At 64.3% G+C, this 12,130-nt stretch carries 11 protein-coding genes and 1 pseudogene; 5 read left to right on the top strand and 7 right to left on the bottom strand.

Annotated features, from left to right (window positions below; all coding sequences use genetic code 11):
• Positions 1–68: 68 nt before the first annotated feature.
• The 4 genes from HK436_RS08280 to HK436_RS08265 all read left to right on the top strand — a co-directional run bounded on the left by HK436_RS08280 (position 69) and on the right by HK436_RS08265 (position 4,769).
• Positions 69–581 carry an MgtC/SapB family protein gene (locus tag HK436_RS08280; RefSeq protein ID WP_173188755.1) on the top strand — a complete coding sequence of 171 codons (513 nt, stop codon included), beginning with the start codon at positions 69–71 and terminating at the stop codon, positions 579–581.
• A gap of 236 nt (positions 582–817) precedes the next feature.
• Positions 818–2,227, top strand: a complete 1,410-nt coding sequence (leuC, locus tag HK436_RS08275) for a 3-isopropylmalate dehydratase large subunit (RefSeq protein ID WP_173188753.1) — start codon at positions 818–820, stop codon at positions 2,225–2,227.
• A gap of 349 nt (positions 2,228–2,576) precedes the next feature.
• A complete protein-coding gene (locus HK436_RS08270) occupies positions 2,577–3,515 on the top strand; it encodes a GGDEF domain-containing protein (RefSeq protein ID WP_173188751.1) in 939 nt (312 codons plus the stop codon).
• A 60-nt stretch (positions 3,516–3,575) separates the two neighbouring features.
• Positions 3,576–4,769, top strand: a complete 1,194-nt coding sequence (locus HK436_RS08265; RefSeq protein WP_173188749.1) for a GGDEF domain-containing protein — start codon at positions 3,576–3,578, stop codon at positions 4,767–4,769.
• Here the strand turns inward: HK436_RS08265 and HK436_RS08260 are convergent, their stop codons facing one another.
• From HK436_RS08260 to HK436_RS08250, 3 genes are all read right to left on the bottom strand, one after another.
• Positions 4,770–5,549 carry a COG3904 family protein gene (locus HK436_RS08260; protein ID WP_244648610.1) on the bottom strand — a complete coding sequence of 260 codons (780 nt, stop codon included), beginning with the start codon at positions 5,547–5,549 and terminating at the stop codon, positions 4,770–4,772.
• A complete protein-coding gene (locus tag HK436_RS08255) occupies positions 5,440–6,927 on the bottom strand; it encodes a hypothetical protein (RefSeq protein ID WP_244648608.1) in 1,488 nt (495 codons plus the stop codon). Before HK436_RS08255 ends, HK436_RS08260 begins: the two co-directional genes overlap by 110 nt.
• A gap of 66 nt (positions 6,928–6,993) precedes the next feature.
• Complete coding sequence (locus tag HK436_RS08250) at positions 6,994–7,350, bottom strand: hypothetical protein (protein WP_173188745.1); 357 nt, start codon at positions 7,348–7,350, stop codon at positions 6,994–6,996.
• 222 nt (positions 7,351–7,572) lie between these two features.
• On the opposite strand from HK436_RS08250, the gene HK436_RS08245 reads away from it, so the two are divergent.
• Positions 7,573–8,034, top strand: coding sequence for a GNAT family N-acetyltransferase (locus tag HK436_RS08245; protein ID WP_173188743.1), 462 nt, complete (start codon positions 7,573–7,575; stop codon positions 8,032–8,034).
• Positions 8,035–8,046: 12 nt separating this feature from the next.
• On the opposite strand, the gene HK436_RS08240 is transcribed toward HK436_RS08245, so the two are convergent.
• From HK436_RS08240 to sdhD, 4 genes and pseudogenes are all read right to left on the bottom strand, one after another.
• Positions 8,047–9,090, bottom strand: a complete 1,044-nt coding sequence (locus tag HK436_RS08240; RefSeq protein ID WP_173188741.1) for a DUF2332 domain-containing protein — start codon at positions 9,088–9,090, stop codon at positions 8,047–8,049.
• Between the two features lie 10 nt (positions 9,091–9,100).
• The gene (locus HK436_RS08235; RefSeq protein ID WP_173188739.1) at positions 9,101–9,880 is read right to left on the bottom strand and encodes a succinate dehydrogenase iron-sulfur subunit; all 780 of its coding nucleotides are present in this window, start codon (positions 9,878–9,880) and stop codon (positions 9,101–9,103) included.
• A 15-nt stretch (positions 9,881–9,895) separates the two neighbouring features.
• Positions 9,896–11,706 (bottom strand): annotated as a pseudogene (sdhA, locus tag HK436_RS08230) (succinate dehydrogenase flavoprotein subunit).
• Between the two features lie 39 nt (positions 11,707–11,745).
• Entirely contained in the window at positions 11,746–12,129 is a 384-nt protein-coding gene (gene sdhD / locus HK436_RS08225; protein ID WP_173188737.1) for a succinate dehydrogenase, hydrophobic membrane anchor protein, read from the bottom strand.
• Position 12,130: the final 1 nt, after the last annotated feature.

The raw sequence follows: 12,130 nt of genomic DNA, 5'->3' as shown, positions 1-12,130 counted from the left end.
CCGGAACCCGCTCAATCAATCCGCGTTGAGGCAGACGGTGCAGAGGGCGCCGTTTACGAGGGTATTTGATGCAGGACATACTGGATGACGTCGGCCACGCCACATGGCTGCCGTTCTCGGTTATCGCGGCCCGTCTGGTTTTGGCTGCCGTTCTGGGCGCGATCATCGGCTTCGAGCGCGAGTGGCGCAATCATCCCGCGGGACTTCGCACCCACATACTGGTCTCAATGGCCGCGGCGTGCTTCACGATCATCGGCATCGAGATTGTTCATACCTCGCAGTTCGAGGATGACGGAGCGCGTCAGGATCCTCTGCGTCTGATCGAGGCCGTCACCGCTGGCGTCGCATTTCTTGCGGCAGGCACCATCATTGTCGCGCGCGGTCGCATCAAGGGGCTGACAACAGGCGCGGGCCTCTGGCTGGCTGGCGCCATCGGTCTGGCTGCCGGATTGGGGTTCTGGCAGATCGCCGGCTTCGCAACGGTGCTTGCGGTGGTCGTGCTCGGCGTCATGCACCCTTTGGAAAAGGCTGTCGTCGGCGAGAACGCGAGAAAGGCGGAAAAACCGCCAGCCGGCGACTAGACCGTCCCGATTGCCGAGCCGCCCAAACGCTGGTATGAGCTTGGCCATGGAAGAACTTTTCGGACATCCGGCCTACAAGGGCTTTGTGCTGCAGGACGTAAAGCGTCTGCCTGCACGATTCTTCGTCCGCATCACCGGCGCGACGCTCGCCCGCCTCGGCTGAGCATACGTTCCGAGTTCGGCCCTACAAGGGCCGCCCCAACTTCCATGGCTCCATATCGACGGATTGACGCAAAATGACCGCACCGCGCACACTCTACGACAAGATTTTCGACGAGCACGTCGTCGACCGGCAGGATGACGGCACCTGCCTGCTCTACATCGACCGCCATCTGGTTCATGAGGTGACCAGCCCGCAGGCCTTCGAGGGTCTGCGGATGGCCGGTCGCAAGGTTCGTCAGCCGGAAAAGACGCTCGCCGTGGTCGACCACAACGTGCCGACCTCGCCCGACCGCAAGAACGGCATCAAGAACGAGGAAAGCCGCATTCAGGTCGAGGCTCTGGCCAGGAACGCCGCCGATTTCGGCGTGGAATACTATGACGCCGCCGATATCAGGCAGGGCATCGTCCACATCATCGGGCCGGAGCAGGGTTTCACCCTTCCGGGCATGACCATCGTCTGCGGCGACAGCCATACCTCGACCCACGGCGCGTTCGGCGCGCTGGCCCACGGCATCGGCACGTCTGAGGTCGAGCATGTGCTCGCCACCCAGACGCTGATCCAGAAGAAGGCCAAGAACATGTTGGTCCGCGTCGACGGGCAGTTGCCCGAAGGCGTCACCGCCAAGGACATCATCCTCGCCATCATCGGCGAGATCGGCACGGCCGGTGGCACCGGCTACGTGATCGAATATGCGGGCGAGGCGATCCGTGCGCTGTCGATGGAAGGCCGCATGACGATCTGCAACATGTCGATCGAGGGCGGCGCGCGAGCCGGCCTGATCGCGCCGGACGAAACGACATTCGCCTACGTCAAGGACAAGCCCCGCGCGCCGAAGGGCAAGGCTTGGGACATGGCGCTCGACTACTGGAAGACGCTGAAGACCGACGAGGGCGCGCATTTCGACAAGGTGGTCGTACTCGACGCTGCCAACCTGCCGCCGATCGTCACCTGGGGCTCCTCGCCGGAAGATGTCGTTGCGATCACCGGTCAGGTTCCGGACCCGGCCGCCATTGCAGACGAGACCAAGCGCACCTCCAAGCAGCGCGCGCTCGACTATATGGGCCTAAAGCCGGGCACGAAGATGACCGACATCACGCTCGACCGCGTCTTCATCGGCTCGTGCACCAACGGCCGTATCGAGGATCTGCGCGCCGTCGCCAAGGTTGTCGAGGGCAAGAAGGTCGCGCCGACCGTGGACGCCATGATCGTGCCGGGTTCGGGTCTGGTGAAGGCACAGGCCGAAGCCGAGGGGCTGCACAGGATTTTCATCGAGGCGGGCTTCGACTGGCGCGAGCCGGGCTGCTCGATGTGCCTTGCCATGAACGACGATCGGCTGAAGCCACATGAGCGCTGCGCATCGACCTCGAACCGCAATTTCGAGGGCCGGCAGGGCTTCAAGGGGCGCACGCATCTGGTCTCGCCGGCCATGGCTGCGGCGGCTGCGATCGCCGGCCATTTCGTCGACATTCGCGACTGGAACTGACCGCCGTTTAACGGCTTGTTGTTTCTTCGACGCTAGCATCCTGCCCCAACGGAAACCGGGGCGGGATGTTTGGACGCGAACGTCATCATCGCATTGACGAATCCCGCCATGTCGCTGATCTTTGCCGCGACATTCTTTCTGCTATGGCAACATCGGCGGCAGGCTTACATCGCCCTGCTCGGTGCCTCCTTTCTGGCGATCGGCGGCGGCTTTTTCCTGCACTACTTCACGTTGTACAGCCTGGCGCTCTCAAGCTCGCCGCGAACTTCCTGTTTTTGGCCGGCGGGGTGGGTTTTGCAATCGGCGGCCTGGCACGCTTCGAACGCAAACCCCGGTTCTCACCACCGCCTTGTTTGCGGCGGTAGGCTTTGGCGCCTTCATATGGTTCCTCTTCGTGCAGCCGGACATCATCTGGCGAATCTATTCGCTCAACTTCGCCTTCGGGGCGATCACGCTGACGATGGCCGCCGAGTTGCGTCGGGCGCCCCGACGCAATTTCGTCGACAACATCCTGCTCGGACTGTTGCTCGTTTATGGCGTCAGCTTCTTTGTGCGCCCGGTTCTCGTCATCTGGATCGATGGGCCGTACGAAAGCTACGACAACATTCACCAGTCGCTCTACTGGATCACGCTCACCTTCTCCGCCTCTTTGTTCCTGCTGATTTTCGCGCTTTCGCTTATCACCGCCATTGCGCTCGACGTGATGGAGGAACTTCGGCTGGAATCGCATACCGACCCCCTGTCGGGCTTGCTCAACAGGCGCGGCTTTGAACAGGGGGTTGCCGAAACGCTTCGGAACAGCCGACGCAGGCGCATGGCGGTTACACTGGTCGTCTGCGACCTCGACCACTTCAAGTCGGTGAATGACACCTATGGCCACGCGGCCGGCGACTATGTGATCATGACATTTGCCAACTGCATGCGCGATTTCACCGGTTCCAACCAGATTGCGGGACGCATCGGCGGCGAGGAGTTTGCCGTTCTGCTGTGCGGTAGCGACCGCAATAGCGGGCGCCTTTTTGCCGAAGGCGTGCGGGCGGGCTTCGGCCTCCTGCCCGTACCGCACCTGCCTGGCGACATGCGCTTCAGCGCGAGTTTCGGCGTTGCCGAGTGGCGCGACGGCGAAACTGTGGCCGAGCTTTTCATGCGCGCCGACCGGGCGCTCTATGAAGCCAAGAAGGCAGGCCGCGACCGCGTTCGGGTAGACAATCCGTTGCGGTCTCCGGCCGCGCCGCTCGCCCCTTCACAGCACACCCCGAGACTGCCGGTCGTTGACCTGCTACCATAGCTCGCGTTAACCACTTCTTCGCCCGCTTGACGGAATATGGTCGCGCGGAACGAGATCGGCATGAGCGGCGCAACCTTTATCCTTGTCATCAACCTGGCGGTTGCCGGGCTGTTTTGCGCGGCGTTCATCCTGATCGCGCTCTACAGCCGCTACCGATCGGCATGGTGGTTTGCCGCCGGCTATGCCGCCGGCGGGCTTTATGTCGCGCTCGAGGTTATCCTGCCGGTTCTGCCCGACCCACGGATTGGCGTGTTCCTGGGTAGCATCGCCTTCATCGGCGCCCTGATGTTGGTCAATATCGGGCTTGCCTATCGCTATGACATGACGCCGCCTGCCAGGCTGCTCGCCGCCGCGTTCGTCATCGCGCTGACCTCAACCGTTCTTTCTTTGGGGTTGGAGCGTGATTCCGTATGGCGCATGCTTGCCTATCAAGCCCCATTCGCGCTCATGCAGGCCGTCGGTGTCTATATAGTGCTTTCGGCGCACAGACGCAGGTTGGTCGACAGGCTGCTTGCAGTCTTCCTGTTGCTGACCGCCCTGCACTTTCTTTCAAAAGCGGCAGTTGTGCTGTTGCTCGGCGGTGCAGGGGCCAGCCCTCAGGAATATATCGGCACCGCCTATGCCATGTTCTCACAGACCGTGGGCGCCATTCTCGCCGTTGCAACCGCACTGACGCTGCTGGGCGTACTGATCGCCGATCTCGTCAAGGACATCACCGCCAAGTCGGAAACCGACATGCTTTCGGGCTTGCTGAACCGGCGCGGTTTCGAGCAGCGGCTGGATGAAGTCGCGCGCCGGCATCTGGCAAGGGGACTGCCGGTATCGCTTGTCATGTGCGATCTCGATCACTTCAAGATGGTCAACGATACCTATGGCCACGCCGTAGGCGACCGGCTGATCGTCCTGTTCGCAGAAACATTGCGCGCCTGCGCGGAGGATCACCACGTACTGGGCCGTATCGGCGGTGAGGAATTCGCGGTCATGCTGCCGGGGAGCAACGTCGCGGCGGCGCGCCTGTTCGCGGAGCGGGTGAGGAGCACGCTGACACGCCTCGACCCTGCTGAACTGCCGCCGGAACACCGTTTCACCGCCAGTTTCGGCGTTACCCAGATGAGTCCCACCGAAGCACCATTGGCGCTGATGATGAGGGCAGATGCCGCGCTTTACGAAGCAAAGCGCGCAGGCCGCGACTGCGTACGGGTAGCCCGTGTGCACCAGATCATCGATGACGGCCGGTCGTTTGCCGTTCAGTAGCTACCAGCTGGCGAGCGTCGCGCCGCCGGTGGTGAGACGGTAGCGCGTCATCTCCTCGGCGGACAGGTAGTAGAGCGCCTGCGGCGGCGTATCGAGCGCATGCAGCCACAAAGCGGGATCGACATCCATCTCGCTCAGATAGCGCGCGATACGGGCAGCCGTCGCCTGGGCGTCCGACATCGCCTGAGCGGGATCGTTGGTACCCTTCGTCGCCGCATAGAACTGGTGCAGCCCGACAGCCGCCTTCTCGCCCACGCTCCTGACAGCGCCGCCGGCTAGCACCAGCGGGCAGGACGACGCGCACAGAGCCCCGTCCGGCACTTCGGTCGCAATGCCTTGCTCACGCACCAGCCGCGCCATAGCCATGGCGTCGTCAAGCGAACCGCCGGGCGAATTGAGTGTCAGCGTTTTCACATATTCGCCGCGCGCATCCATTTCGGCTGCGAAGCGCTGTGCCGCGCCCACGTCGATGGAGCCCTCCGCCGACATTACCCCGCCGGAATGCAGCTCAAAGCGAAGTGGCCGGCGCATCGCATCGTCGTCGGCCGTCACGTTCTCGCGCGGATCCAGCGTAGGTTGCCCCTCGCTGCCGGGCCGCACCGCGGGCGGCAGGACCGGTTCGACGATGACGGTGGTGCCCGTAGCCGTCGGGTCGAGCATGAGCCGGTCGTCATACAACGCCTTCAGGTCGAGACCGATGACGACGATGGCACCGGCCAGAAGCCCGCGAAAAGCCCAGCGGGCGATCTCGCCATCGTCGAAGCGTTCGATATAGCGCATGAACATGTTGTGGCGGGGCTGGCCGCCGATCGTTGCCTGATGTTCGCTCATGGGTCGTGCCGTTTCCTCTCGGCCACCGAAAGGGGGTGACGTTTTCCGCTTTTGCCGGCGGCTCGGTCGTATCGTGGTGTTGCGCGACCCCAACGGGATTGGCGTCGCTGGCGTCTTCCTGCGCCGCGAGCGCGCGCCGACGGGCGGCGATCGCCTCCTGGATTTCGAGCGAGCGCATCATGTCGGCTGCCGTTATGCGCTCTGCGTCGTCCATCTCTTCTTCGCCCCGCCGCATGACGGCGTGGGCAACGGCCAGAATGGCGACGAGCACGCCCGGCAGGAGATCGATTGAGATGGCACCAGCCCAGCTCGGCAGGAAGCTTCCGGCATAGAGAATGACCGCCTCGGCCGACGAGAGCGGCACGAAGCGGCGTTCCTCGACCTTGGGCTGGTTGAGGATTTCGCCGGCCGCCGCCGACAGCGCTTCCGACTGGGAAGCGACCGAAGTGCGGATCGTGTCCATCACCGCGTTCTGCCGTCCGGCAAGGTCGGCCGTATTGCCGCCGGCCACCGGCGCGATGAAGCCGAGCGACAGGTCCGCGGCCGCGCGCGCCACGGAGGGAGCGATGGAGGTCTGCTCCAGCGCCGAGATCACGCCGGCGAGCTGGACGGCCTGCTCGGCAAACTGGTCCGCGCGCGGCTGAACCGGTCCGCTGCCGGAAACGAGCCCGCGCATCGTCGCAAGATGGCCTTGCCCTTCCTCGAACAGCGTGCGGACGGTTTCGCGCGAGGCCTGGATCGTCGATTCCAGTTCGCCCATCTGCGCCGACATCTGCGTCAGGAGCTGCACGACGGTGCCCGAGCCGGATGTGCCGGTCAGCGCGCCCGATTCGCGTTCGTCATCGGCAAGGCGGGCAAAGCGCTCAGCGGCGCGCTGGATGTCCGGCAGCAGCGACAGTGCGCCCAAAGCGTTCGAATGTGCCTGGTCGAGATCGGCGGTGTAGCCTTCCTGCGTCGTGGCGAGATGCTGCTCGACGGCAGCCGAGCCGGCAAGTGCCGCGGCGTTGAGCCAGGACGACATGGCGATGATCATCACCGAACCGGCCGCCATGATCGCAAACAGCGCCAGTCGTGACAGGCCGTCGCGCATCTCTGGCAGGAAGCGGCTCAGATAGACCCAGAACCCGTAGATGCCGACGGAAACGGCGACCGAGTAGACAATTGCCGCGAAGAAGACGAGGACGGCATCGCCGTCGAGCAGGCTGCGCACGCCGAGATAGGTGTAGACGCCGCTCGCCAGCGCCAGCGTGGCCAGCACGAATCGCGTCATCGTCTCCAGCGAGGCGACCTGCTCTTTCAGACGGCGCGCGGTGCGAGCCTTGCTCATCGACGCTCCTTGTCCTGCCATTGGCGCAGGAAAGATGACCGGATCATGCTGCCGGCACGACGGCTGCTATCGGCATACCAGTGGCGCCTGCGGCACCACTCCCTCCGGCAGACCGTACATGCGGTCGCGCCCTTTCCAGACATAAGGCGGTCGCGAGCAGTGGCGGATCTGCTGCATGTCGCGCTCCTCGTCCAGATAGACGACCTGTGGCTCCTCCGGCTCGTAGTAGGAGCCGGTCAGGTTGTAGGATTCGGCGACATGGCCCATGCCGACGAGAATTCGCTGGTGGCCCGCATGGCTGTAGATGACCAGATTGCCAAAGGAGTCCGCGTGAACGCGATCCCTGTAGTCTCCGGCCATGGCCGCGCCTGACGCCATGACGGCAAGGGCGCCCGCACCGATTGCGAGACAGATTGTGCGCATGGCATTGCTCCCAGGTTGGACGCCAGCTCGACCCGGGATTTTAACGACTTATTAACCTTTGTTAAGGCCCCTCGCGCCGCCGCTGCACCGTGACGCAGCAATATGGTTAACCGACCGCGCGCGGACGGACCAGCGGCGTGGTGACCGCGCTATAGCCCGTTGGCCGCATTGACAGGCCGGCGCGAAAGGACTGAAAGGGGGACCGGACACGAGGACATCTCCATGGCTGCCAATCACCAGATCGACATCACCCTCCTGCGCCTGCGCGACGCGCGCGACTTGGCGCCGTTGCTGGCCGCCTATGCCCAGGCGCTGAAGCGCGGCGCCCCGCGCCGGCCGGACGAGTTCTACGCCGAGACGCTCCTGCAGGACCGCACAGCCGAGGTGATGGGCGCGCGGATCGACGGCGATCTCGTCGGCTTCGCGATCTTCACCGACCTGCCGGACCCCGTCACCGGGCTGCGCTGCGGTCAGGTCGATCACCTTTACGTGCACCACGACCATCGCAAGAAGGGAATCGCCAAGGCGCTGATCGACTTGCTCGCCGATCAGGCCGAGGAACGCGGCTGGTCGCGGCTGGCGCTCAATGCGCCGCGCCAGCCCGAGGAAGGCCGCAAGCTCTACGAGCAGATCGCTGCGCCAGCCGACTGGACGGCCTTCGTGATCCGCTACGACGCATCCTGAGATTGCGTGCGGCTAATCCTGCCACTCGATCCAGCGGCCATGGAAGTCGCATCTGGCGAGCCTGCGCGTCTCGCCGCCGGGCCATGTCGTCAGGCTGAGCGTCGCCCAGCCGTCCTGCGGATCGCGCGGCTCCATGCGAAGCCTGTAGAGCGGTGCGGCAGTGCTCGCTTCCCGGCCGGCCTCGGACAGCGCCGCCAGAATCTCGTCCTTCGTCTGGCGGGGCATGTATTGCCACATGATCGAATGGAAGACGACGAAGGCCTCGCCTGCCGACCGTTGCGCTAGCGTTGCCCGCACGAATTCGCCGGCGTCCGCCTTTGCCACCGCGACAGGATGCTGTTCGGCTAGCGCCAGCGCACCGTCGAGACGCTGCAATCGCTCGGGCTGGTCCGGCCACACATAGGAGCGCAGCCGCATCCGGCCCTCTTCCGACGCGATGTCGACGGGAGCGATGTCGCAGCCCCAACGTGACCGTACCGTAAGCACGCCGTCCAGCGGCGGCACATTGCCCTTGATCTGCGGTGCAAGGTGAACCGGTGAAGCCCTGTCGCCCCAGTGCGCATCACCGTAGCTATAGGAAAAGCGGTCGAAAAGCAGATTGAGCCCCGCGCTCGAACCGATCTCGCAAAGCGTCAGCGGCAGGCCGCTCTCGCGCGCGATCGCCAGAAAGCCGGGTAGCAACATCGCCGAGCGCGCGATCTCGTTGGTCTGTGGCGCCGAATCCAGCCAATCGCGAAGCAGCCTGTCGTGTCGCTCGATGGCACGTGAAAGCGCGCCCGCCAGTTCGGCATCGGAAACCCTGTTGGGCGGATAGGCTGCACGCAGGTCGTCGTCCATGCCCGACAGGACGAGCCGGTGGAGACCACCGCACAGGCGGGTCACGACGAGTGCTGCCCTTGCATCTCCTTGCCAGCCGATAATCCGCCGACCTGTGGCCGTTCCGTCGTCTACGACGCTGGCCAGGGCCCGGCAAAGCATGGCAGTGAAGGGCGAGCCCAGATCCTCGCCCGCCCTGGCCTGACGTTCGAACAGTTCCGTGACTCTGGCTGGCAGCATCGCGAGCCGCCTAGACCCGGCGTTCCACCATCATCTTCTTGATTTCCGCAATCGCCTTGGCCGGGTTCAGCCCCTTCGGGCAGGCCTGCGTACAGTTCATGATCGTGTGGCAGCGATAGAGGCGGAAGGGGTCTTCCAGGTTGTCGAGACGCTCGCCGGTCGCCTCGTCTCTGGAGTCGATGAGCCAGCGATAGGCTTGGAGCAGCACGGCCGGCCCCAGATAGCGCTCGCCGTTCCACCAGTAGGACGGGCATGAGGTCTGGCAGCAGAAGCAGAGAATGCACTCATAGAGACCGTCGAGCTTGGCGCGATCCTCGTGGCTCTGCTTCCATTCCTTCGCCGGCTCCGGCGAAACCGTCTGCAGCCAGGGCTGGATCGAGGAGAGCTGCGCGTAGGGCACGGTGAGGTCCGGCACGAGGTCCTTCACCACCGGCATGTGCGGCAGCGGATAAACGCGCACCGCACCCGAAATCTCGTCCGCGCCTTTGGTGCAGGCAAGCGTGTTGGTGCCGTCGATGTTCATGGCGCAGGAGCCGCAGATCCCTTCGCGGCAGGAGCGGCGCAGTGTCAGCGTCGGGTCGACCTTGTTCTTGATCCACAACAGCGCGTCGAGCACCATGGGGCCGCAATCGTCCATGTCGACATGATAGGTGTCGACGCGCGGGTTCTCGTCGTCATCGGGCGACCAGCGATAGATGCGGTACTCGCGCAGGTTGGTGGCGCCTTCCGGCTTCGGCCAGACCTTGCCTTCATTGACCCGCGAGTTCTTGGGAAGGGTGAGTTCAACCATTCTTCTGCCTCGCGATCAGTAAACCCGCGCCTTGGGCGCGATCTTGGCCAGGCTGATGCCGCCTTCCGATTCCGGCAGCATCGTCTCGGTGTGCACCGGCCGGTAGTCGAGCTTGACGTTACCGGCCTCGTCCACCCACGACAGCGTGTGCTTGCGCCAGTTGACGTCGTCGCGGCTGTCGAAGTCCTCGCGGGCGTGCGCCCGCGGCTCTCCTTGCGAGCTTCCGCGCCGTAGACGGTGGTGATGGCGCAGGCCATCAGGTTCTCGAGCTCCAGCGTCTCGACGAGATCCGAGTTCCAGATCATCGACCGGTCGTGGACCTTGATGTCGGGGAGCTCGCTCCAGATCGCCGAGATGCGCTTGCAGCCCTGCTCGAGCGTCTCCTGCGTGCGGAAGACGGCGGCGTCTTCCTGCATGGCGCGCTGCATCTTTTCACGCAGCTCAGCCGTGGGCTGGGAGCCGTCGGCGTGGCGGATACGATCGAAGCGCTCCATGATCTTGTCGCAGGCGGCAACGTTGACCGCCGGAATCGGCGCCTCGCGGTCGATCACCTGGCCGGCACGGATCGCCGCCGCGCGGCCGAAGACGACCAGATCAATCAACGAATTGGACCCGAGCCTGTTGGCGCCATGCACCGAGGCGCAACCCGCCTCGCCGACCGCCATCAGGCCGGGCTGGATGCGCTCCGGATTGTCGTGGTCGGCGTTCAGCACCTCGCCCCAGTAATTGGTCGGGATGCCGCCCATATTGTAGTGCACCGTCGGCAGCACCGGGATCGGCTCCCGGGTGACGTCGACACCGGCGAAGATTTTCGCCGACTCGGAGATGCCCGGCAGGCGCTCGTGAAGGACCGCCGGGTCAAGATGGTCGAGGTGAAGGAAGATATGGTCCTTGGCCTTGCCTACGCCGCGACCTTCGCGGATTTCCATCGTCATGCAGCGCGAAACGACGTCGCGCGAGGCAAGGTCCTTGGCCGAAGGCGCATAACGCTCCATGAAGCGTTCGCCCTCGGAATTGACGAGATAGCCACCCTCGCCGCGCGCGCCCTCGGTGATGAGGCAGCCCGCGCCGTAGATGCCGGTCGGGTGGAATTGGACAAACTCCATGTCCTGCAGCGGCAACCCGGCGCGTGCGACCATGCCATTGCCGTCGCCGGTGCAGGTGTGAGCCGAGGTGGCGGAGAAATAGGAGCGGCCGTAGCCGCCGGTCGCCAGCACCACCATCTTGGCTGCGAAGCGATGGATGGTGCCGTCATCGAGGTTCCAGGCCACGACACCGGTGCACACACCGTCGGTCATGATCAGGTCGAGCGCGAAATACTCGATGAAGAACTGGGCGTTGTTCTTGACCGACTGGCCATAGAGCGTGTGCAGGATCGCATGGCCGGTGCGGTCGGCGGCGGCACAGGTACGCTGCACGGGCGGGCCGTCGCCGAAATTCTGCATGTGGCCGCCGAACGGACGCTGGTAGATGCGGCCATCCTCGGTGCGCGAGAAGGGCACGCCATAATGCTCGAGTTCGTAGACTGCGGCTGGCGCCTCGCGCGCGAGGTATTCCATGGCATCGACATCGCCGAGCCAGTCCGAGCCCTTGACGGTGTCGTAGAGGTGCCACTGCCAGTTGTCCGGCCCCATGTTCTGGAGCGAGGCGGCGATGCCGCCCTGTGCGGCGACGGTGTGCGAGCGTGTCGGGAAAACCTTGGTGATGCAGGCCGTCTTCAGGCCCTGCTCGGCCATGCCGAGTGTCGCGCGCAGCCCGGCGCCGCCGGCACCCACGACAACGACGTCGAACTTGTGATCGACATAGGTGTAGGCGCTTCCAGTCACGCCCGGCTTTTCGACGTTGTTTCTTGTCTCGGCCACGCCTCAGCCTCCGAATGCGATCTTGAGCAGCGCGAAGATGCAGACCGCGCCGACGATAAGGGCGAAAAAGATGTTGAGCAGCAGCGAGATGATCTTGAGGAGTTCGTCATGGACGTAATCCTCGATCACCATCTGCATGCCGAGCTTCATGTGATAGCAGATCGAAATCACAGCCAGCACGAGCGCGAGCGTCACGAATGGATTGCCGAGGGTGGCGCGCACATCGGCATAGGAGGCATCGCTGAGCGCGATGACGAGCCCTATGAAAAACAACACCAGCGGCAGATTGGCGACCGCGGTGACGCGTTGATACCAGAAATGGCCAGTGCCTTCACGAGCGGCCCCGAGGCCGCGGACACGCGAAAGCGGCGTACGAAAATCGGTCATG

It is taken from the genome of Neoaquamicrobium sediminum (assembly GCF_013240295.1).
Lineage (GTDB): Bacteria > Pseudomonadota > Alphaproteobacteria > Rhizobiales > Rhizobiaceae > Aerobium > Aerobium sediminum.
Note: the sequence above shows the minus strand (reverse complement) of the source record. Positions and strands in the feature narration are given on the sequence as shown.